Below are 22,471 nucleotides of genomic sequence, written 5' to 3' on the forward strand. Positions count from 1 at the left end.
CGGTGACGGGAGCGCGCGACGCATCGCCGGCCGGGGCGCGGGACACGCCCGCGGCCCCCTCCGCCGATCCCGTCGCGGCGCTGTGCCGCGAGCACGGCTATCCCCCCGAGGTGCGGGCGCTCCTGGACGAGGCCGTGGGCATCGTGGCGCCCCTGGGGCCCCTGTCGGTGCTGCTGCACGGCAGTGCCTCGCGCGGCGAGCTTACCTGGTGGCGCGACGAGGCCGGGCGGGTGCAGCTGGGAAGCGACCTGGAGATGTACGTGGTGGGCCGCGGGCCCGCCGACCCCGGGGCGTGGGCGGGGGCCGCCCGGGCGCTGGCGGCGGTGGAGGAGCGGGTGAACCGCGAGGGGCCGCGCCTGTTTCACCTGGACGTGGGGTGGGTGACGCGGGACTGGTTCCGTCGTCATCCCCGCACCTTTCGCTGCTGGGACACCCGCGAAACGGGGCGCACCCTGCTGGGCGCCGACGTGCGCGACGAGCTCCCCGCGCTGGACGCGGGGAGCATCGACCTGCGCCAGCTCAACGAGGTGCCCATCCACCGGCTGTGGGAGATGGCCTTTCGCGTTCCCGCCGCGGTGGTGCGGGGGGGCGGCACCGCCGGGGAGGTGCAGACGGCGCGCTACACCTGGGCGCGGCAGGCGCTGGACCTGACCACCTGGCTGCTGCCTCACGCGGGGGTGATGGTCCCCACCTTCCGGCGGCGGGTGCAGGCGTGGCACGCCGCGGTCACGCGGCCGCCGCTGGCCGCGTACTTTGCGCCGGACTCGGCCGGGCTGCTGGAGGCGTGCCTGGAGGGAAAGCTGCACCTGCGCTTTCGCCACGCGCCCGCGGAGCTGCACGCGCGGGTGCTGGATGCGTTTCGCGCCGGGCTGCGCATGCTGCTGGGGCTTTCGCCCGGCGCCCCGGACGCGGCCATCGGCCAGGCCGTGCTGGCGCAGGGGGCGGCGCACTGGCACGGCGAGCCGCCGCGCCGGCGCGTGTACGAGGCGTTCCTGCTGCTGCGCGGCGGGGCCGTGCTGCGCCCGGGGGTGGCGCTGCCGTGGTGGCTGCGCCGCAAGCGGCCGCACCAGGTGGCGTTCCTGCTGCACCTGAACGCCGCGCTGGCGGCGCTGCTGGCCGGCGGCGAGGCCGGGGCGCAGCTGGACGCGGCCGAGGCGGCGCTGCGGCGGCTCTGGTTCGGCTTCGCGCCGCGGGGGGGAAGCGGCACCGACCGCTTTCTGGCCGCGCGCCGGGGCTACGTGGACTACCTGGTGGGGAGCAGCCGGTGGTTCGGGCCCCGGCGCGCCTACCTGTACTCGGTTCTGGAGGAGCCGTGCGGCCCAGCCTGATCGTCTTCATCGACTGCCTGCCGTTCTCGTACGTGTCCGACGGGTTCCTTCCCGGGCTGCCGGGGCGGGCCTCGGTGCGCCCGGGGTTCGGGTACAGCGTGAACCTGGTGGCCGAGCTGTTCGCGGGGTTGACCCCCGACCAGCTGGGCTTTCTGAACGTCTTCAACTACAGCCCCGGCAACCGGTGGCTGCGCGGCTGGGCGCCCGCGCTGCGGCTGCTGTCGCCCCTGCGGCACGCCTACTACGCCGACCGGGTGGCGCACAAGGCGCTTTCGCGGGTGGCGGGGCACATGGCCAACATCCCGTTTTCGTACCTGGGGCACTTCGAGCCCACGGGAAGCTACCCCTTCTCGCCCGGCTTTCCCCACCCCACCCTGCTGAACGACCCGGCGTTCCGGGGAACGCGGGTGCTGCACGCGGGGCTCCGCGGCGCGGCGCCGCCGCACCGCGACCGGGTGCTGCTGGACCGCGCGCTGGCGGCGGTGCGCCCGGGCGAGGGGCTGTTCGTGTCGCTTCCCGACCTGGACGCCCTGGTGCACGCCACCGGCGTGGGCTCGCCCGAGTTCATGGGGCGCATCGCCGACTACCACGCGTGGCTGGGCGAGCTGATCGGCCGCTTTCGCCAGGCCAACCCCGACGGCTACGTGGCGGTGGTCTCGGACCACGGCGCCGCCAACGTGCGCGCGCCGTACGACATGCGGGTGGAGCGGCACTTCGGCCGCGCGCGCCCCGGCCGCTACATGTACTTCCTCGACGCCACCCTGGCCCGCTTCTGGGTTCCCGACGCGGGGTTGCGCGCCGAGATCGCCGCGCACCTGCGCGAGGAGCGCCACGGGGTGCTGGTGGACGAGGAGGAGCGGCGCGAGTACGGGGTCACCTCGCGCGCCCTGGGCGACCTGCTCTGGGTGGTGGACGAGGGGCTGGGCATCTCGCCCAGCTTTCTGGGGCGGGGGACGGGCAAGGCGCTGCACGGCTACCATCCCGCGCTTCCCAGCCAGCAGGCGGTGTTCCTGGCCTCGGAGCCGCTGGCCCGGCCCGCCTACCGGACGACGGCGGTGCACGGCGAGCTCGTTCGCGCCACCCGCGGCGCGGAGGCGGCGCGATGAGCCCCGTCCGGAACGCCCCGGTGGCGCCGCGCGCCGGCACCGGCGGACCGGCGCAGGACGGGGCTGGCCGCGGGGTCACCCTCATCCTGCCAGGGCCGATCTCGCACGACGGGACGGCGTACCGGATCTTCAAGCCCTACGGGCAGCTGGCCAGCGCGCTGTGCGCCCACTTCGACCGGGTGACGGTGTGCACGCACGTGCTCACCGCCGAGCACCCGGCGTTCGGCGGGTCCGACCCGCTGCTGGACCCGCGGGTGCAGGTGGAGCCGCTTCCCTCGCCGCCCGCGGGCTCGCCGGGGGTGGCGCGCTCGCTGGCGCACCACCTGCGCAGCTCGCTGGCGGTGGTGCGCCGCATCCGCCAGTGGGACGTGGTGTACGCGTTCGTCCCCAGCTACCCCGGCGCGGTGGCGTACACGGTCAACCGGCTGTTCTTTCACCGCCCGGCCGCGGTGTACCTGGCCAACGACTGGGAAGAGATCACCCCCTACACCTTTCGCTGGGGGGGCGGGGTGCGCGGCCTGCTGTTCGGCCCGTACCGCGTGCTGCTGACCCGCTGGGAGCGGTGGATGATGCGCAGCACCCGCCTGGGGCTCACCGCGGGGCGGGCGCTGCTCGACAAGTACGGCGGCGAGGGGCGGCCCATCTACGAGACGGCGCCGATCCTGGAGATGAAGCCGTCGGACATGGTGCGGCGCGAGGACACCTGCCTGCAGAGCCCGGTGCGGCTGCTGTACGTGGGCACCCTGAACCCCCGCAAGGGAGTGCCGGTGCTGCTGGACGCGCTGCGGGCGCTGGTGGACGAGGGGCGGCAGGTCACGCTGGACGTGGTGGGCGACGGGCCCGACCGCGCCGAGCTGCAGGAGCGGGTGCGGGCGATGGGGCTGGGAGACCGGGTGGCGTTCCACGGCTTCGTCGCCGCCGGCCCCGAGCTGTTCGCCTTCTACCGCCGGGCCGACCTCTTCGTCCTTCCCACCTACAGCGAGGGCTTTCCGCGGGTGCTGTACGAGGCCATGGGGCACAGCCTGCCGGTGGTGGCCAGCGCGGTCAGCGGCATTCCCTTTCTGCTGCAGGACGGGCGGCACGGGCTGCTGGTGCCGCCGGGCGACCCGGCGGCCCTGGCCGCGGCCATGCGCCGGGTGATGGACGACGGGGCGCTGCGGCGCGGGCTGATCCGCGAGGGGTTCGCGCTGGTGGGCCCCATCGTGGCGCGAGACCCGGCGTCGCAGTTCGCCGAGCTGTGCCGCAGGCACCTGGGCCCGGCGGCGGAGGCCGCGTGAGCACCGCCGCGGCCTTTGCGCCGCCGGTGCCCCCGCGCACCCCGGCCGGCCTTCCCCCGCGTGCACACACGCCCGTGTGGCTGCTGCTGCTGTGGGGGGCGGCCGGGGTGGCCACCCTGGTGTTCCTGCCGGTGGCGGGGCTGGGCGCGGCCGCGGCCGCCGTGATGAGCGGCGGGGCGTTCCTGGCCATGGGCACCTGGGGGGTGCGCCTGCTGGCGCGCGGCGACCGCGTGTTCTCGACGCGCCTGTTCACGGGCGCCTTCCTGGCGCGCTACGTCGTCGCGCTCCTCGTCTCGGCCGCCGTGCTGCTGTCGGGGCTGCCGGGGCTCAAGGGCGGCAAGGACTACATCTCGTGGGAGGCCGGCGGGTGGGCGGTGGCCGAGGCGTGGCGCTCGGGCACCCTGTCGGTGTACCTGGTGGACAGCGACCCCGGGTACTACTACCTGATCGGCGCCGTCTACACCATCACGGGCCGCGTGCCCATCGCCCCCACCCTGCTGAACGGGCTGTTCGGCGCGGGGGCGGCGGTGGTGGCGTTCTTCCTGGCCATGCGGCTGTACGACCGGCGCACGGGGGTGGTGGCCGGCATGCTGGCGGCCTTTCTGCCCAACCTGCTGGTGTGGTCCAGCCTGCTGTACAAGGACGTGGTGCTGTCGTTCTTCGTGGCGGCCACCGTGTACTGCGCCATCGAGGTGTACCACGCCCCCACCCGCAGGTGGGTGGTGCTGCTGGGGCTGTCGCTCGTTCCGCTCTTCATGATCCGCCCCGAGAGCGCGATGACGCTGGTGTCGGTGACCGCGCTGCTGATCACCCTGGCCGGCCGGCGGCGGGGAAGCAAGCTGGCCGCGCTGGTCGCCGCGGGCGGGATGGTGCTCCTGCTGCTGGTGGTGCTGCAGGCGGCGGGGCTCGCGGGCAAGCTCGACCTGATCGCCAAGTTCCGCAACCCGCTGGCGGCGGCGACCAACGCGCGCGAGGTGTGGGCCGACGAGGTGGGCGCCCGCGCCACCGGGCTGTCGCGGTACCTGTACGGCAAGAACCTGCTGCTGTCGCCGCACCTGCTGCTGGTGGCGCTGGTGATGCCGTTCCTGCTTCCCCTGCCCGGCTCGGCGGGGCTGGAGATGAGCATCACGGCGTTCCTGATGCCCGGGCAGGTGGTGTGGCTGCTGCTGCTTCCGGCGATCCTCTTCGGCGCGGTGTCGGCGCTGGGCAGGGGAACGACGCCCCCGCACCTGTACGTGGTGGGGGTGATCGGCGCGCTGGTGCTGGGGGTGGCGGTGGCCGGCTACTTCAGCAATCCCCGCTACCTGGTGCAGGGCGTTCCCGTGATGATGGTGCTGGCCGCCCACGGGGTGGGCGCCGTGCGGCGCCGGCTGCTGGTGTACCTTTCCATGCTGATGGGGGTGATGGTGGTGTTCTGTCTCTACGGCCTGGTGCAGGGGCTGTGAGCGGGTCCGGGAAGCCGGCCGCCGCCGCGGGGCGGCCGCTGCGCATCGGCGTCGACGTGCTGTCGCTGCGGCCGGGGGTCAACGGCGGCGGCGAGACGTACATGCGGGGGCTGGTGGCGGGGCTGGCGCAGGTGGACCCGCACAACGAGTACGTGGTGTTCGCCACCCCGCGCAACCGGCACCTGTTCCCCGCCTCGCGCCCGGGAATGCGCACGGTGGTGTGCGCGGTGCCGGGGGGGCGGATGGAGGTGTGGAAGCGGCTGGCGTGGGAGTGGCTGGCGCTGCGGCTGCAGGCCCGCCGCCACCGGCTGGACGTGATGCACTTTCCGGGAAACCTGGTCCCCCCGGCGTTTCCCGTACCCACCGTGCTGACGGTGCACGACTTCTCCACCCTGTTCTACCACGAGCGCATCCCCGAGGTGAAGCTCCCCTGGAGCACGCACCTGATGGACCGCGAGCGAATTCTTTCCTGCCGCCGGGCGGACTGGCTGGTCCCCAACTCCGACTTCACCGCCGCCGAGACGCGGGCCCGCACCGGGGTGGACCCGGCGCGCATCCGCACGGTGCCGCACATTCCCCGCGAGATGGCGCCGCCGCCGCTGGACGAGGCGCGCCGGCGGGTGGCGGAGTACGGCGTCACCGGGCGCTACGTGCTCTCGGTGGCCACCCTGAACGAGCACAAGAACCTGCGCCGCCTGCTGGAGGCGTTCGCCCTGGAGGCCGGGGGCGCGCTGGCCGGGCACGCGCTGGTGCTGGTGGGCGGTTCGGGGTGGGGGACGGCGCAGCTGGGCGAGCGGGTGCGGGCGCTGGGGCTGGAGGGGCGGGTGGTGCTCACGGGCTACGTCCCCGACGAGGCCATCCCGGCCTTCTACCGCGCGGCGGACCTGTACGTGTTTCCCAGCGTGTACGAGGGGTTCGGCCTTCCCATGCTGGAGGCGGGCGCCTGCGGCACGCCGGTGGCCGCGGCGCGCGCGGGGGCGCTTCCCGAGGTGGGGGGCGACGCGGCGGTGTACTTCGACCCGTACGACCCGCGCGACATGGCGGCCGCGCTGGCGCGGGTGGCCGGCTCCGAGCCGCTGCGGCGCGAGCTGGCCGAGCGGGGACAGGCGCGGTACAGGCTGTTCTCCGCCGCGCGCACGGCGCGCGAGATGGTGCCCGTGTACCGGGCCGCCGCGCGGGGGGCGGGCGCGTGAGGGTGCTGGCGGGGGGCGAGTGGCGCGACGGCTTTCTGGACGCGCACCGGGGCGAGGGCGAGTACCGGGTGCAGGTGCTGGCCTGGCGCAACCTGGAGCGCCTCACGGACATGTACGCGGTGGTGCCGCGCAGCCCGCGGCTGGTGTGGAACTACCTGCGCGAGGTGGGGCCCGCCGCCGTGGCCCGCAAGGTGGTGTCGCGCTCGGCCGAGCGCTTTCGCAACGAGAAGTTCGTCTCGGTGGGGGTGGGGCGGGTGCTGGAGGCGGGCGACGGCCGCTTTGCCGCGGGCGGCGCGGTCTGCTTCCTGGCGCCCTGCCACCCGGCCTGCGCCGAGCGGGTGGTGCTGCCGGGCGCCCTGCTGGCTCCGTGGGAGGGCGGGGCGGGCGAGCCGGGCGTGGTCCTGCACCTGCCGCCCGCCCCCCCGCCCGCCGAACGGTGGTGGCGGGCGCTGCGGGGGTGGGTGCCCGACGCGGGGGTGCCCATCCTTCCCCTGGCCGCCCCGCTGCTCGCGCGCGTCCGCGACGAGGCGGCCGGTGCGCCCTGGAGCGAGGCCCGGCGGCTTCCCCTTCCCGCGCCGTCGCCGGTGGCGGAGCGCCGGGGCGCCCCCCGCGCGCCGGGGACGCGGCCGCGGGCGGTGCTCTTCGGGTACGGCAACTACGCCAAGACGCTGGTGCTTCCCGAAGTGGCGCCGTACCTGGACGTGGTGGCGGTGCACGAGATCGACCCCACCCAGATGCCGGTGGCGGGCGGGGACGTCCCCTGCTGGGACACGGCGCCCTTTCCCCGGCCGGACGAGGCGTTCGACGCGCTGCTGATCGCCGGGTACCACCACACCCACGCGCCCATGGCGGTGGAGGCGCTGCGGCGCGGCGCCTGCGCCGTGGCCGAAAAGCCGGTGGTGGTCGACGAGGCGCAGCGCGCGGCGGTGCTGCGGGCGGTGCGGGAGCACGGCGAGCGCTTCTTTTCGTGCTTCCACAAGCGCTACTCGCCGCTCAACGAGACGGTGTTCGACGACCTGGCGGTGTCGCCGGGGGAGCCGGTGGACTACCACTGCGTGGTCTTCGAGATCCCCCTCCCGGAGCTGCACTGGTACCGCTGGCCCAACTCGCGGAGCCGCCTGGTCAGCAACGGGTGCCACTGGGTGGACCACTTCCTGTTCCTGAACGGCTGGGCCGACGTGGTGCGCCACGACCTGTTCGTCTCGGCGCGGGGGATGATGAACGTGTCGCTGGAGCTGGCCAACGGGGCGGCGTTCACCCTGGCGCTCACCGACCACGGCAGCCGCCGCATCGGGGTGCAGGAGCACGTGGAGCTGCGGGCCAACGGGCGCACGGTGCGCATCGACAACAGCGCCCGCTACGAGGCCGAGGGCCCGGACCGGGTGCTGCGCCGCCGACGCGTGAACAAGATGAGCAGCTACGCGGCGATGTACTCGTCCATCGGCCGCGCCGTGGCCGAGGGGCGCCCCGGCGACTCGCTGCGCTCCATCGAGGTGTCCACCGGGGCCATGCTGGCGCTGGAAGACCTTCTCCGCGCCAGGCTCGGGGGCCGCGGCGAGGAGCGCGAGGCCGTCGCCGCCCGGTAGCGGTAACGCGGACCGCGGGGGACGGATGGCGTGGGGACGCGGGGGCCGGGCCTCCGCGTTTTCGCGTGACAGGGAATAGGGAATAGGGAATAGGGGACAGGGGACAGGGGACAGGGGACAGGGGACAGGGGACAGGGGACAGGGGACAGGGGACAACCGGCGGGCCGGGTGCGGCTGGCCAGGTCTCGTGAGCAAGGGTCTGCGCGGCAGGTGGGGAGCTCGCACGGGGCAACAGAGGCAACGGAGTTTGCTCGTGCCGCCTTCTGCCCAATGGCGTGCCGGCCGACGAGGCACGGGCCGGCGCGAGCCGTCGGGAACGGGGGAGGGACGGGAGGACGGCAGGGGGGCATGAGAGATTTTTTTGGGGGATGGATGCGGCTCGCGGCGCACTGGAGCGGGCCGATCGGACCCGTGATGCGCGATCGGGAGAACCCTCCGGCCCGTGCGCGGTCCGGGGGAACGCGCATTCGTCTGAACGTCGTTCGTCCTGCGGGCCGGGCATGACATGCGTGCGCCGGAGGGCCCTCCGGCGGCGAGACCAGGGATCGAGGGGTTGATGCGGATTCTGCACGTGGTGGGGGCGCGTCCCAACTTCATGAAGATCGCGCCGCTGATGTCGGCGCTGGACGGGGCACCGGGCGTGGAGCAGGTGCTGGTGCACACCGGCCAGCACTACGACGCGCGGATGTCGGACGCCTTCTTCCACGACCTGGGGATCCGCGCCCCCGACGTGAACCTGGAGGTGGGAAGCGGCACCCACGCGGTGCAGACCGCGCGGGTCATGCTGGCCTTCGAGCCCGTGCTGGAGCGCACGGCGCCCGACCTGGTGGTGGTGGTGGGCGACGTGAACAGCACCGTGGCCTGCGCGCTGGTGGCCGCCAAGCGCAACGTGGCGGTGGCGCACGTCGAGGCGGGGCTGCGCAGCCGCGACCGCACCATGCCCGAGGAGCTGAACCGCCTGGTCACCGACCAGCTGGCGGAGCTGCTGCTCACCCCCAGCCGCGACGCGGACGCCAACCTGCGCGCCGAGGGGATCCCCGAAGAGCGGATACACTTCGTGGGCAACGTGATGATCGACACCCTGCTGCGGCAGCGCGACGCGGCGCGGGCGCTGGGGATGCCGGCGCGTCTGGGGGTGGAGCCCGGGGGATACCTGCTGGTGACGCTGCACCGCCCCGGCAACGTGGACGATCCGGCGACGCTGGGCGGGATCTTCGCGGCGCTCTCTCAGCTGGCCACGGAGCGCCCGGTGCTGTTTCCCATCCACCCCCGCACCCGCGCCCGCGCGGCGGAGCACGGGCTGCTGGACGGGCTGGGCGGCGTGCGCCTGCTGGAGCCGCTGGGGTACCCGGAGATGCTGGGGCTGATGGAGCGCGCCGCGCTGGTGCTCACCGACTCGGGCGGGCTGCAGGAAGAAACCACGGCACTGGGCGTGCCCTGCCTGACCCTGCGCGACAGCACCGAGCGCCCGGTGACGGTGGACGAGGGCACCAACCTGCTGGTGCCGGACCGCTCCGCCCCCCGCATCCTGGCCGCCGTGGCCGCGGCGGGGGCACGGCGCGGACGCGTGCCGGAGCTGTGGGACGGGCGGGCGGGGGAGCGCTGCGCCGGCGTCTTTCTGCGCTGGCACGCGGAGCGGGGCGTGCCCGCGGGCGCGGCGTGAGCGGCGTGGCGGACGGCACCGGGCCCTCGCTGCTGTGGGTGAACCACTTCGCCGTGTCGCCGGCGGAGGGCGGGGGCACGCGCCACTTCGAGCTGGGGCGCGAGCTGGTGCGCCTGGGGTGGCGGGTGGACATCGCCGCGTCGGACGTGAACCTGCACACCCGCGCCTACACCCGCCGCGCCGGCCCGGCGGACCGCGCGTCCGTGACGGAGACGGTGGACGGCGTGCGCTTTCGCTGGCTGTGGGCGGCGCCGTACCGGGGAAACGACTGGCGCCGGGTGTGGAACTGGGGAAGCTTTGGCCTGTCGCTGCTGGGAGACCGCAAGGCGGCGCGGCCCGACGTGGTGATCGGCTCGTCGCCGCACCTGTTCGCGGCGTGGGCGGCGCTGCGGCTGGCGCGGCGCCTGGAGGTGCCCTTCGTGCTGGAGGTGCGCGACCTGTGGCCCGAAAGCCTGCTGGCCGTGGGCGGGCGCAGGGGAGCCGCCTACTGGGCCTTCGACGCGCTGGCGCGGCACCTGTACGCCCACGCCGCGCGCATCGTGGTGCTGGCGCGCGGGACGGGGGAGTACCTGGCGCGGGAGCGGGGGGTGGCGGCGGAGAAGATCGTCTACGTCCCCAACGGGGTGGATCCGGCTGCGTTCGCGGACGTCTCCCGCCCCCCGCGCGAGACCTTTACCCTGGTCTACGCCGGGGCGCACGGGCCGGCCAACGGGCTCGACGCGGTGCTCGACGCGGCGGACCGGCTGCGCGGGCGGCCGGACGTCCGCTTTCTGCTGGTGGGCGACGGGCCGGCCAAGGCCGAGCTGGTGCGCGCGGCGGGGGAGCGGGGGCTGCGCAACGTGGAGTTCCGGGCGCCGGTGGCCAAGGCGCAGGTCCCCGCGCTGCTGGCCGAGGCCGACGCCGGGCTGATGGTGCTGCGCGAATCTCCCCTTTTCGCCTTTGGCGTGAGCCCCAACAAGCTGTTCGACTATCTGGGCGCGGCGCTGCCGGTGGTGTGCAACGTCCCCGGCGAGGTCGCGGGGATGGTACGGGCGGCGGACGCGGGGGTGCAGGCGGCGGACGCGTCGGGCGAGGCGCTTGCGGACGCGGTGCTGCGATTGGCCGGCGAGGGCGCGGAGGCGCGCGCGCGGCGCGGCGAGTCGGGCCGGGCGTGGGTGGCGCGGGAGCACGGCCGCGAGGTGGTGGCCGCCCGCCTGGACGCCGCGCTGCGCGGGCTGCTGCGGAGTTGATCCCGATGCCGGCCGCGGGTGCACGCCCCGTTGCGGGCGCCTGATCCGGAGCCGGCGAGGCGGAGCAAGGGACGCGGGTCCGGCGGTGGAGCCATCCACCGCGCCGGCCCGGGTGGATTCCGGTCTCCGCGCTCCTTCGTGCACCAGGCCGTCTGCCGGAGCCGCATGGGGTCCGGCCGTGCCGCGGGAACGGCGAACGGGCCGGGGCGGGCCATGAGAATCCAATCGAGGGGGATGGGCCGCCTCTCCGGCGCGTGCCGCGGCGCTTCCGCGGTCCGACCCCCGCACCAACCCGCCGCGCGATCCCTGGAGGTGTCCGGCACTGCCACGCAGCCTGCGGCGCCGCGTCTGCGCTCGCGGCGCCATGCCGGCTGCGCGCCGTGGGCAGGCCGCGGAAAACGACGCGCATCGGGTCTGTGCGTCGGCGGGGCCCGGCGTGAAGGGCGGCGGGGTGTGGAGCGTGAGGTCCGGGCACGGGGATGGATCCCGGCGTGAGGAGCGGGGGGAGACGCATCGTCCACCCGGGCGGGGGAGCGGGAGGCAGGTCCGCTCGAAGAAATTCTCATGGCTCCCTGCCGCGCTCCACCTGTGCGCCAACCCCGCGCTGCACCTGACGCCGGCGCCGCCGGCGCGCTGCACGACGGCGGACAGCCGGGATGGACCGCCGCGCCGCGCCCGTGGGAGCTTTTTACCGGAAGAATCGTCGATGAAGCAGGTTCCGCAGTACGCCGCCACTTCGCGCGCGCCGTGATCCCGCCGGGACGCTGGCCGCGGGTGGCGAGCACCCTGTACCGCACCTTCGGGGCGCGGGGCGGTGCCCTGCGCGCGGTGCACGAGGTGCGCCGGGCGGGGGGATGGTTCCGGCCGGAGCCGCGCCACGCCATGGCGCCCCCGGTGCCCGCCGCGCACCCGTTCGCGGTGGACGCCGCCCGGCTGCGCGCGGCGACGGACGTGGCCGCCGCCGTGGCGCGGGGGGACCGGGTGGCGGGGGGCGAGCACCAGGCGTACCGGCGAGAGTGGCGGCCCCTCCCCCGCACCCCCGGCGAGTGGCTCACGCACCCGCACACGGGCGTCGCCTTCGGAGGCCCGGCGTGGTGGGCGGTGCCCCACCTGACCGCCACCATGGGCGACATCAAGGACGTGTGGGAGCCGGGCCGCTTTGGCTGGGTGTACGACCTGGTGCGCGCCTGGCGGGTCACCGGCGACGACCGCTACGCCCGGGCCTTCCACGAGCGGTTCGCGGGGTGGCACGCCTCGAGCCCGCCCTTCCGGGGGCCGCACTGGGGGTGCGGGCAGGAAACCACCATCCGGGCCGTGGCGCTGCTGTACGCCGAGGCCAACCTGGCCGGCGCCCCCTCCAGCACCCCCGAGGCCATGGGGCGCATCGCGGGGACGCTGGCCGCGTCGGGCGAGCGGGTGGCGGACGCGCTGGGATACGCCCTTTCGCAGCGCAACAACCACGCGGTCTCCGAGGCCATGGGGCTGGTGGTGCTGGGCCAGCGCCTGCGCGGCGCGCACCCCGAGGCGGACGGATGGCTGGCGCGCGGGCGGCGCACGCTGGAGGGCCTGGTGCGCGAGCAGTTCGGGGAGGACGGCTGGTACGTGCAGCACTCCCTGACCTACCTGCGGGTGTCGCTGGACCAGCTGGTGGTGGCCCAGCGGGTGCTGCGTGCCGCCGGGCTCTCGCTTTCGGACGGCGCGGTGGCGCGAGTGCGGGCCGCGGTGGAGATGCTGGGCGCGCTGGCGGACCCGGAGACGGGGATCGTCCCCAACCACGGCGCCAACGACGGCGCGCTGGTGCACCCCGTCACCCTGGCGCCGTACCGCGACTTTCGCCCGCTGATGACCGCCGCCGCGGCCACCTTCGGCCTCGCGCTGCCCCCCGGCATCCAGCCGGACGAGGAGGTGTGCGCCTGGCTGGGCCTGCCCGTTCCCGACGCCGGGGGACCCGTGGCGGACGGGGTGCGCAGCGGCCCCGGCGGGTGGGCCTCGGCCCGGATCGGCGCCGCGGCGGTGTTCCTGCGCGCGGGCCGCTACCAGGCGCGCCCCGGGCACCTGGACCCGCTGCAGCTGGACGTGCGGCTGCACGGCCGCGAGGTGGTGGTGGACGCGGGGACCTTTGCCTACAACGGCCCCCCGCCTTGGCGCAACGGGCTGGTGTGGGCGCGCGTGCACAACGCGCCGCTGCTGGATGGAACCGAGCCGGGGGTGCGCGGCCCGCGCTTTCTGTGGTACCTGTGGCCCGAGGCGGACCTGCTGCGAGCCCGGATGGATGCGGGCGCGGCGGTGCTGGCGGGCCAGATTCCCGGACGCGTGCGCCGCGAGGTGACGGTGACGGCGGACGAGGTGACGGTGGTGGACACCGCCCTGGCCGCCGCGGGCGAGATGACGGTGCGCTGGCTGCTGCACCCGGACGCGGACCCCGCCTGGGTGCAGGTGGAGGGCGGCGCCGTGCTGCACCAGGCGGCGGAGGGCGACGTGCTGGGCTGGTTCTCGCCCCACTACGGCGAGCGCATCGCCTCGCGCTGGTGGGAGGTGGTGCGCGGCCCCGTCACCCCCGGCACCCGCATCGTCACCCGCATCCGCCGTCCCGCGGGCTGAGTCAGGGGACAGGGGACAGGGGACAGGGGACAGGGGACAGCCGGGGGGGGCGGGTGCGGCTACGGCTGGCCCAGGTTCCGTGAGCAAGGGTCTGCACAGCAGGTGGGGAGCTCATACCGGGTTCTCGGCCCGATTGTGCATTCCCACAAGCTGCCTCATCCTCAGACCAGATCCTGGAAAAGAATGATCATACAGAGGAACAGAGCCAGACAGAGAAAGCGAGTCGAAACATCATCCTGGCTCTGTCTGACTCTGTTCCTCTGTATCCATGAAGGCGTTGTTTCCCGGATTCGGGGTCCAGGCGGGAGTTCATGTGAGCGGAGGCATGGCGCGCCGGTCGACGAGGCACGAGCCGGCGTGGGCTGCCGGGAACGCGAGAGGGGTGGAATGCGGCAGGGTGCCATCCGCGTTTTTTCTAGCGTAGCAAAAGTGACCGAAGTAAACTAGTGGTCGGGTTTCGCGAGACTTTCTCCCGGCCGGAGGAACCGATGGCTCGACGTCGCGCTCGTCCCAATCCCACGCTGGAGCAGTCGCTGGCGCCTGCATGCACCGCGTGTCCGACCTGCGGACGGATGATGTGGGCCGCGTACACGAATCACCGCACCCTCGTCACGCTTTCCGGCCTGCTGCGGCTGCACCTGTCCATCCGGCGCTGCCCGCACGCGGACTGTCCGCGCTATCACCGTCCCTATCGCCCCGAAGCCGAGGGCGCGCTGGCTCTGCCGCACCACGAGTTCGGCCTGGACGTGATCGCGCTGATCGGTGCGATGCGCTACGTGCAGCACCTGAGCGTGCCCGAGATGCACCGCGCGTTGCGCGAGCGCGACGTCGACATCGCCGAGCGCAACGTCTACCTGCTGGAGCGCTACGACGAGTTGCTCGCCCTCTCGCTCACGGACGCGGAGCGCCTGCGGGAAATCACCGCGCGGGAAGGGCGCGTGATCCTGGCGCTGGACGGGCTGCAGCCCGATGTGGGACACGAGGTGCTCTGGGTGCTGCGCGACTGCCTCTCGGGCGAGGTGCTGCTGGCGAAGAGCCTGCTTTCTTCCGCCGGCGAGGACCTTGCCGCGTTGCTCAGTGCGGTGGTCTCGGTGCTCCCGGTGCCGATCGAGGGCGTGGTCTCGGACGGGCAGCGGTCCATCCGCCGGGCTGTCGAGCGGGCGCTTCCGGGTGTGCCGCACCAGCTCTGCCAGTTCCACTACCTGCGCGAGGCGGCGCTGCCGGTCTACGAGGCGGACCGGCACGCGAAGAAGGTGCTGAAGAAGCACGTGCGCGGGATCCGCGTGATCGAACGGAAGGTGGAGCCGCGTGGCGACGCGGAAGCCGAGGTGGTGCGCGGCTACTGTGCGGCGGTGCGCAGCGCACTGACCGATGATGGCCCGCCACCGCTCAGTGCCTCGGGGCTGCAACTGCACGAGCGGCTCTCCAAGATCCACGACAGCCTGGAGCGGGTTGAGAAAAGGGGGCTCTGCCAAAGCCGCTCGCGAAGCTTAAGACCCTGGTCGCGAAGGGACTCGACAAGACACGCGACCTCTGGCCGGACGTGCGCATTGCCTTTCCATGGATCCACGCTGCCGCCCGGATCCTGAACAACGAAGAGAAGCTTGATGCCCAGGAGGTCGAGCGCCGCCTCCAGGCCCTGCTCGACGTCATGAAGCACGACCGGGAACAGGCGGGCGCGCTGGCTCCCGCGGTCGACCGCTTCCTGAAGGTGAGCCGGAGCTACTGGCCGGGGCTTTTTCACTGCTACAGCGTGAAGGGGCTGCCACGCACCAACAACGACCTGGAGCAGTTCTTCGGATCGAGCCGCCATCACGAGCGCCGGACGACGGGGCGCAAGCGCGCCCCCCTGGGACTGGTCCTACGTGGCTCTGTACGCCTGGTGGCCGGTGCGGCAACGCGCCTGCGCAGCCGAAGTGGCGCGGAGTTGCAGCCACGCGATCTTGCACGCTGGACGCAGCTGCGCCAGCAACTCAACGCCCGTTGCACCATCCGACGCCGAGGACTGCAGTTCCGTCGTGATCCCAAGGCGTACCTCGGCAACCTTGAAGAGCGCCTAGGCAAGCTAGCTTTGCCATCCTAGGTTTTTTGGGGAAGGGATGGCGGCCGCCGGATGATCTCTGCAGCACACCGGAATCGGCCGGCGCGCCCACCTGATGCGCGACCTCGAGAACCATCCGCCACCGCCACGGCCGGGGTGAGCGGCGCGCTTCACGGAATTCGATGCCACACGGAGTCAGCGGAGTGACGTGCTCTGCTGGCTCCGTTCACATTGTGCGGGGGCGAGCTCCGCGATCCGGCAAGCGGGCGTGCCGCTGGGGGCAGCAGGTCAGGGACCGGCGACCAGGATGAGCCAGCACCCGGGACGGTACGCTTCCACCACGCCCGGGACGAAGGCGCGGCGGTCGAAGAAGGGGGCGACCCGCCGCACGGGCGTGCTCATGGGGCAAGGACCTCGCGGACGGAGCCAAAGGAGAAGCGCCGGACCAGGCGGCGAAGGCGGTCCTCCGCCCGGTCCAGCGCGTGGTAGTGGCGAACGCGCAGCCCGGCCGGCAGGGGCACGCGCGGGTGGCCGGGGTCCACCTCCCAGGGATGCAGATAAAAGACGATCCGCTCCCCCGCGCGCTCCAGCCGCGCCAGCATCCGCTCCGTCACCGCGTAGGGAAGGAGACGGAAGTACGCGCCGCCGCCGCAGGGAACGTTCACCCGCGGCGGCAGAGGAAAGGTGCTGGGGGGGATCTCCAGCAGCCCCTCCGCCGTGCGGTGCGGAAGCCGGGGCGCGCCGGGAATGCCGTAGCGGTGGTTGAGCACGGGGTGCACGCTGGCGTCGTAGGTGAACCCCAGCTCGCGCAGCACCCCCAGCGCCCACGGCGACCGGCGGGTGATGGAGAAGTACGGGGCCCGGTATCCCACCACCGGCGCGCCCGACAGGTCCGCCAGCAGGTCGCGCGAGCGGCGCACGTCGTCCGCGAACTCCGCCGGCGTCTGCCGGTAGACGAAGCGGTGCAGCATCCCGTGGCTGGCCACCTCGTGCCCCGCCGCCGCGATCTCGCGCACCAGCGCGGGGTGCCGCCGCGCCACGTCGCCCAGGACGAAGAAGGTGGCGAGCGTCCCCGCGTCCGCGAACGCCTCCAGCAGCCGCCGGGTGCTCCCCTCCACCCGGTCCTCGCATCCCCCCCACCGGGCCGGGTCCGGCTCCAGGGGATGATACCAGTCCTCCACGTCCACCGTCATCACGTGCGGGGGAGCCGGCGGGCGCGTCATGGGAGCCGTGCCCGCGCGGGGGCGGACGCCGTGCGGTCGCGGTCGGAGAGCAGCAGCGGCATGGGGGGCGGCGCTGCGTCGGCGGCGAACGCGCCCGCGGCGGCCATCCACGCGTCGAAGGCGCGGCGGATGGTTTCCTCGCGCCCCCCGCCGAACAGGTCGGCGACGGCGCGCTGGGGGGCGCGGCGCGCGACGGCGCGCCCCGCGGCCAGCCCCGCGCGCAGCAGGGCGTCCCGGGTTACCGGCGGCCCGCCCCGAGCCGCCTCCACCACGGCCACGATCCGCCGGGCCTCGGCGGGTGCGGGGGCGTGGCGCGCCACCCACGCGCGGCCCCGCATTCCCATCGCCGCCCGCGCGTCCGGCGCAAGGGCGGCCAGCGCGCGCACGGCCGCGGCGAGCCCGTCGGGCGCCACCACCACGCCCGCCCCCGCCTCGCGCAGCAGGGTTCCCGTCACCCCCCCGGATAGGGAAACCACCGGGACCCCGGCGGCGAGGTAGTCGAACAGCTTTCCCGACACGGTCGTTTGCAGCAGCGGCCAGCCGGCGTGGGTCTGCAGGGCCAGGTCGGCGCCCAGCAGCACCGGGGCCAGCGCGTCCTTGGGCATCATCCCCAGCCAGCGGACGGCCCCGGTTTCGGCCGCCGCCCGCTCCACCTCCGGCCGGCCGCGTCCCTCACCCGCGAACACCCACACCACCCGCGGGTCCTCCGCCGCCAGCCGCCGCGCCGCCCGCAGCACCGCGGGAATGCCGTACGGCTCGTTCAGCGACCCGGTGTACGCCACCACCACCCGGTCCTCCACCCCCATCCGCCGCCGCCACGCCGCCCCCGCCGCGCGGTCCGCGTCCAGCAGGGCGGGGTCCCCCCCGGTCAGCGCCACCGTCACGGCGCGGGCGCCCAGGCGCTCCAGGTAGGGGGCGAACGGGGGCGACACGGCCACGCACGCCGCCGCCGTCCGGCACGCCAGCGACTCCGTCCACCACAGCCCTTCGGCCACCGGCCCGGGGGCAAGCATCCCGCCCTGCAGCAGGAACGCCGGCCACAGGTCGCGCGCCTCGAACACCAGCGGGGCGCGGACGCGCGCGGCGGCGGCCAGCGAGGCCAGCAGCTGCGGCGGCGGGGGCGACGAGGCGTACACCACGTCCGGCCGCGGCAGGGTGGCGGCGTAGCGCAGCGCGCGGGCCGCGAACCCCAGAAACGCCCGCCCGCGTCCGCGAAGCCGCAGCCCCGTCTCGCGCCCCGGCAGCCGGTGCACCGCCAGCCCGCCCTCCCGCCGCACCACCGGCCCGTCCGTGGCGTCCACGGCGCGGGCGCCCAGGTAGCTCGCCTGTTCGCACACCAGGTCCACCCGCCACCCCGCCTCCAGCAGCGCGGCCAGCAGGTGGATGGCCCGCGAGTTCCCCGCCTCGCGCGCGCTCACGAAGTTCTGGTGAATCCACAGCAGCCGCCCCGTCATCCGCCCTCCACCGCGGCGCGCGGGGGGCGCGGCGGCACCTCCCACCGCAGCAGCGCCCGCCACGCCGCCGCCAGCCCCGCCAGCGCGGCGGCCAGGAGCACGGCGCGTCCCGCCGCCGGCACGCGGGGCAGGAGGAGCGCCGCACCGCCCAGCGCCGCGGCCGCGGACCAGGCCACGGCGTCCGTCTGCCAGCGCGACAGCCCGGCCGCCTGCAGGCGCAGCGAGACGTGGTCCGGGCTGCCCCGCCAGAACGGGATCCCCTTGCGCCGCCGCGCCGCCACCAGGAACGCCAGCTCGAACAGGAACACGCCCGTCACCAGCGCCGCGCGCGCGGCGGCGTGCGGCAGGGCCAGCCCCCGCGCGTCCGCCAGCGTCAGCGCCGCCAGCACGAAGCCCAGCAGGTGGGCGCCCGCGTCCCCCAGGAAGATGGATGCGGGGGGGAGGTTGAAGACGAGAAATCCGGCCGTGGCGCCCGCCGCCGCCAGCGCCGGCCCCCGCACCGCCGGCGACGCCGCGGCCAGCAGGAGCAGCGCCACCACCGCCACCCCGCCCACCAGCCCGTCGCACACGTCCGTCAGGTTCACCGCGTTCACCACGACCACGATCCAGAACGCCGACAGCGCCGCGTCCACGCCCCCGCTTCCCGTGACGGGAAGGACGATCCCTCCCGCCGCCGCCCCCGCGGCGGCGGCACCCTGCAGCAGCAGCTTGGCGGCGGGCGACAGCGGCCGCGCGTCGTCCCACACCCCGATCGCCAGGAACGCCGCCGCGCCCACCGCCAGCGCCGCGAGCGGGAGCCCCGGCGCCTCCGCCGCGAAGCCCAGGCCCGGGGCCGCGAGGAGCGCCGCCGCCCATCCCGCCGCCACCCCCGCGCCGCCCAGGTACGCCACCGTGCGGGTGTGCTGGGCCACGATGGGGTTGGGCCGGCTCACCATCCCCACCCGGAACGCAAGCGCCCGGGCCGCCAGGGTGCCGCACGCGCCCGCCGCGGCGGCCAGGAGAAAGAGGGCGAGGGCGCTCATGCCAGGGCCGCCTCGCCGTCCGCCCAGGGAACGCCGGCGCGCGCGGACTCGGCCCAGCGGATCCCCTGCGCCATGCACCGCGACATGGACGAGTACTCCCACCGCCCGTAGCGCCCCAGCGCGGCGATCCCGCGCTCCGCCAGCCAGTCGCGGCAGGCGCGCGCGGCGGCGTCCGCGCCGCGGGTGAAGACCACGTACGCCGGGTCGGCCGCCATCAGCCGGGCATCCACCACCCTGCACCCGGGAGGGAGCGCCCCCGCCCGCGCCAGGTCGCGCCGGGCGCGCGCCAGCACCTCGGCGTCCGGCGCGCGCGGGCCCGAGCGCACCGGGATCTCCGCCAGCACCCCCCATCCGTCCGCCGGCGCCATCATCGGGTCCAGCTCCGTCATGTGCACCAGGCGGGTAAAGCAGAGCGACTCGTCGGTGTAGTAGCGCCACTGGCCGGGCGCCGCGGGGCGCGGGCCGCGCACCGAAAAGGCGGCGGAGAGCACCGCGTTGTGGGGGAGCGCCGCCGCCGCCTCCCGGAGTGCGGGGGGCGCGTCCACGCACATCCGCATCGCCGCGGGAAGGGGAAGGGTGCACAGGCAGGCGCCGTATCGGTACACCACCCGCTCGCCCCCGCGCCGCGCCGTCACCGTCCGCCGCGCGGGGTCGATCTCCTCCACCTCCGTCGCCAGCGACAGGTGGCGGACGCGCGCGGCCAGGGCGCGGGCCAGCACCTCCATCCCCCGGCAGGGGGCGTCCGCCGGGGGGCGCGGATAGAAGGCGTCCTCGTTGTAGCCGCCGCGGGGGGGCGCGTCGGGAAAGGCGCCGCGGATGGCGTCGGCCAGCGACGGGCGCTGCAGGTTCCACGTCTGCCCGGCGGGGACCAGCGCGTCCAGCGGGCGCCGCCACAGCTTGCGGTTGTAGGGAAAGTAGAAGAGCTCGCACAGCGCGGGGCCAAAGCTGGCCAGCAGGAACTGGTCGTACGCGGGCGGCCCGCCGCCATCCGGCGGGGCGGGGGCGCAGGCGGCGCGGGCCAGCCCCTCCAGGCAGCGCACCCGCGCCTCCGCCCGCAGCCCGCCCAGGTGCAGCTGGATGGGAAAGCGGGCCGTCCCCGCGGCCGTCTCCACCCACGCCTCCGGGGGGCAGGGGGCCAGCACGCCGCCCAGCAGCGCCCGCGTGCGGTCCCGCAGCGCCGGGTCCTGGAAGTGAAGCACGTGCAGCACGCGGTCGAACCAGTACCCGTCGAAGCACTCCGTGCGCACCAGCCCGCCCGGGCGCGCGTCGCGCTCGATCACCACCGCCCGGTCCCCCATCCCGGCCGCGGCGGCCAGCCCGGTCACCCCGCCGCCCAGCACCAGCAGTTCCACGTCAACCATCCGCCCCCGCGCGCAGCGAGGCCACCACGTCGCGGACGATGGCGCGCAGGCCGGGCCACTCCGTCTCCCCCAGCAGCGCCCGCATCCGCCCGGCGTCCGGGATGCGGCCGCGGACGTCCGCGCGGCCGGGAAAGACCTCCGCGTAGGGCACGTGGCGCACGGCGGACGACGAGCCCGTTTCTTCCAGGACGACGCGCGCCGCCTCGCCGATGGAGGCCGGCTGGCCGCACCCCACGTTCAGCGTCAGCGCCCGGCGCGTCCAGGCGCGGGGGTCGCGCAGCAGCCGGGCGATGCAGCCGGTGAAGCAGCGCACGTGGCTGAAGCAGCGCGTCTGCCGGCCGTCGTCGTGCACCTCCAGCGGCAGCCCGTCCAGCGCCCGGCGGACGAAGGTGGGAATCACCATCCCGTACGCGTCCGACTGCCCGGGACCCACCACGTTGAAGGGGCGCACGATCAGCACCCGGCGCCCCGCGCGGGCGGCGGCGCGCCCCAGCTGCTCCAGCCGCCACTTGCCGCTGGCGTACCCCGGCGCGCCCCCGTCGTACAGACGCAGCCCCTCCATGCGCACCGCGCGCCGCTCCGCCACCGGCTGCTCCGCGTCCCCGCCGTACACCGCGGAGGAGGAGAACAGCAGCACGGGCGCGGCGCCCGTCTCCGCCAGCACCGTGCGCGTTCCCGCGTCCGCCACGTGGTAGGCGCGCTCCCGCTCGTACACGGCCAGCCGCATTCCCACCACGCCGGCCAGGTGCAGCACCAGGTCCGCGGGCCCCGCCGCCCGCACCGCCGCCGGGTCCGTGGCCGAGCCGCGCACCAGGCGCAGCGCCGGGTGGTGGGGAAGGTTGGCTTCGCGGCCGGTGGACAGGTCGTCCAGCACGGTCACCTCGCTCCCCTGGTCCAGCAGCCGCCGGGCCAGGTGGCCGCCGATGAACCCCGCGCCGCCCGTGATCAGCACCCGGTGGGGAGGGGGGAGGGGGTTCGTGCTGGTCATGATTGTCACGAAACACGCTTGTGCATGTGGCCCGGGTTCACGGGTGGGCGCGCGCCGTCACGCCGCGCGCTTTCTGCCCGCCACGACCCCCTCGCCGCGGATGCGCCACACCCGGCCGGGGCCGCGAAGGCCGGCTCGTGCACCGCTCCGGCGCGCACCAGCTCCACCCCCGCGCCGGCGAAGAATCGCCGCGGTTTCGTCCAGCGGCAGGATCTGCGTGGGGCGGAACGGCCGGGTGGAGTCCAGGGGGTTCGGGAGGGGGGAATCCGCCCCCGCTCCGCCGGCGGCCCAGGACGCCCCCCCGGGGGTGGCAGGGGTCGCGCGAGGGCATTCCCGCCAGCAGGCTCCCGCCGGGGCGCGGCGGTCGGGCCGGCCGCCGACACCGGGCCGGCACGAGCCGCTTTCCACCGGATGCTCCACCGCCGGGATCCCGTGCATCCGGCGCGCGTACTCCAGCGGCGCCATCCAGGTTCGATCCCCCAGGGCTCTGCGCCCCGCTCCGGAGCGGGGCGCGGAGCCGGCCTCGCCCGCATCCCGTCCAGCACCCGGCTCCTCGCCAGCGGCGGCCGTGCGTCCATCCGCTCCACCGGCTCCGCGGCCGCGCGTCGCTGGAGTACAGTCGCGTGGCGATGGAACGCTCCTTCCTCCGGTCAGCGCCCGGGCGGCCGGCGCGGGGTCCGCCGCCTCCACCGGACCCGGGTACGGGGTGCGGTGGAACCGCACGCCCGCGGACCGGACCCCCGCGGGCGGCGGCGCGGCGGCGGGACACGCGCACGCCCTGCACCGGCTGAAGTCGCGGCCCGCCGCCGTTCCAGCGCCCGCGGGGGTTCGATGGCGGGACCCCTTCGTCTCATAAATACGTGTTTCCCCCGCCCGGCGCGCAAGGGGCAGGTTTCGGGGGGTGCATGCCGGCGGCACGGAGGTTATGTTTGGGGTTTGTGACGAACTCCGGCG

At 75.1% G+C, this 22,471-nt stretch carries 15 protein-coding genes; 10 read left to right on the forward strand and 5 right to left on the reverse strand.

What is annotated here, in order from left to right:
- The first annotated feature begins 2 nt into the window (after positions 1-2).
- From VGC13_RS32665 to VGC13_RS32710, 10 genes are all read left to right on the forward strand, one after another.
- Entirely contained in the window at positions 3-1,328 is a 1,326-nt protein-coding gene (locus tag VGC13_RS32665; RefSeq protein WP_331129557.1) for a hypothetical protein, read from the forward strand.
- On the forward strand, positions 1,313-2,434 hold the full coding sequence (locus tag VGC13_RS32670; RefSeq protein ID WP_331129558.1) for an alkaline phosphatase family protein: 1,122 nt from the start codon (positions 1,313-1,315) through the stop codon (positions 2,432-2,434). Before VGC13_RS32665 ends, VGC13_RS32670 begins: the two co-directional genes overlap by 16 nt.
- A complete protein-coding gene (locus tag VGC13_RS32675) occupies positions 2,431-3,711 on the forward strand; it encodes a glycosyltransferase family 4 protein (protein WP_331129559.1) in 1,281 nt (426 codons plus the stop codon). Before VGC13_RS32670 ends, VGC13_RS32675 begins: the two co-directional genes overlap by 4 nt.
- Positions 3,708-5,156 carry an ArnT family glycosyltransferase gene (locus tag VGC13_RS32680; protein WP_331129560.1) on the forward strand — a complete coding sequence of 483 codons (1,449 nt, stop codon included), beginning with the start codon at positions 3,708-3,710 and terminating at the stop codon, positions 5,154-5,156. The genes VGC13_RS32675 and VGC13_RS32680 overlap by 4 nt, the downstream gene beginning before the upstream one ends.
- Positions 5,153-6,349, forward strand: a complete 1,197-nt coding sequence (locus tag VGC13_RS32685; protein WP_331129561.1) for a glycosyltransferase family 1 protein — start codon at positions 5,153-5,155, stop codon at positions 6,347-6,349. Before VGC13_RS32680 ends, VGC13_RS32685 begins: the two co-directional genes overlap by 4 nt.
- Entirely contained in the window at positions 6,346-7,935 is a 1,590-nt protein-coding gene (locus tag VGC13_RS32690) for a Gfo/Idh/MocA family oxidoreductase (RefSeq protein WP_331129562.1), read from the forward strand. The genes VGC13_RS32685 and VGC13_RS32690 overlap by 4 nt, the downstream gene beginning before the upstream one ends.
- Before the next feature lie 556 nt (positions 7,936-8,491).
- Positions 8,492-9,598, forward strand: coding sequence for a non-hydrolyzing UDP-N-acetylglucosamine 2-epimerase (gene wecB / locus VGC13_RS32695; protein ID WP_331129563.1), 1,107 nt, complete (start codon positions 8,492-8,494; stop codon positions 9,596-9,598).
- The gene (locus VGC13_RS32700; protein WP_331129564.1) at positions 9,595-10,827 is read left to right on the forward strand and encodes a glycosyltransferase family 4 protein; all 1,233 of its coding nucleotides are present in this window, start codon (positions 9,595-9,597) and stop codon (positions 10,825-10,827) included. The genes wecB and VGC13_RS32700 overlap by 4 nt, the downstream gene beginning before the upstream one ends.
- A 774-nt stretch (positions 10,828-11,601) precedes the next feature.
- A complete protein-coding gene (locus tag VGC13_RS32705) occupies positions 11,602-13,428 on the forward strand; it encodes a heparinase II/III domain-containing protein (protein WP_331129565.1) in 1,827 nt (608 codons plus the stop codon).
- Between the two features lie 575 nt (positions 13,429-14,003).
- Positions 14,004-15,511, forward strand: a protein-coding gene (locus tag VGC13_RS32710) for an ISNCY family transposase (RefSeq protein ID WP_331129647.1) whose coding sequence is annotated in 2 segments (ribosomal slippage) — positions 14,004-14,895 and positions 14,895-15,511 — 1,509 coding nt in all. Because the reading frame shifts where the segments join, the coding sequence is not laid out codon by codon here.
- Positions 15,512-15,867: 356 nt separating this feature from the next.
- Here the strand turns inward: VGC13_RS32710 and VGC13_RS32715 are convergent.
- Genes VGC13_RS32715 through VGC13_RS32735 form a run of 5 tightly spaced genes read right to left on the reverse strand, consistent with a single transcriptional unit; the run spans position 15,868 to position 21,517 of the window.
- A complete protein-coding gene (locus VGC13_RS32715; RefSeq protein WP_331129566.1) occupies positions 15,868-16,692 on the reverse strand; it encodes an XrtA system polysaccharide deacetylase in 825 nt (274 codons plus the stop codon).
- Positions 16,689-18,146, reverse strand: a complete 1,458-nt coding sequence (locus VGC13_RS32720; protein ID WP_331129567.1) for a glycosyltransferase family 4 protein — start codon at positions 18,144-18,146, stop codon at positions 16,689-16,691. Before VGC13_RS32720 ends, VGC13_RS32715 begins: the two co-directional genes overlap by 4 nt.
- Positions 18,143-19,168: a hypothetical protein gene (locus tag VGC13_RS32725; RefSeq protein WP_331129568.1), complete on the reverse strand. Its 1,026-nt coding sequence runs from the start codon at positions 19,166-19,168 to the stop codon at positions 18,143-18,145. The genes VGC13_RS32720 and VGC13_RS32725 overlap by 4 nt, the downstream gene beginning before the upstream one ends.
- Positions 19,165-20,529, reverse strand: a complete 1,365-nt coding sequence (locus VGC13_RS32730; protein WP_331129569.1) for a protoporphyrinogen/coproporphyrinogen oxidase — start codon at positions 20,527-20,529, stop codon at positions 19,165-19,167. Before VGC13_RS32730 ends, VGC13_RS32725 begins: the two co-directional genes overlap by 4 nt.
- Entirely contained in the window at positions 20,522-21,517 is a 996-nt protein-coding gene (locus VGC13_RS32735) for an NAD-dependent epimerase/dehydratase family protein (protein WP_331129570.1), read from the reverse strand. The genes VGC13_RS32730 and VGC13_RS32735 overlap by 8 nt, the downstream gene beginning before the upstream one ends.
- Positions 21,518-22,471: the final 954 nt, after the last annotated feature.

The organism is Longimicrobium sp., from assembly GCF_036399255.1.
Classification (GTDB): Bacteria; Gemmatimonadota; Gemmatimonadetes; order Longimicrobiales; family Longimicrobiaceae; genus Longimicrobium.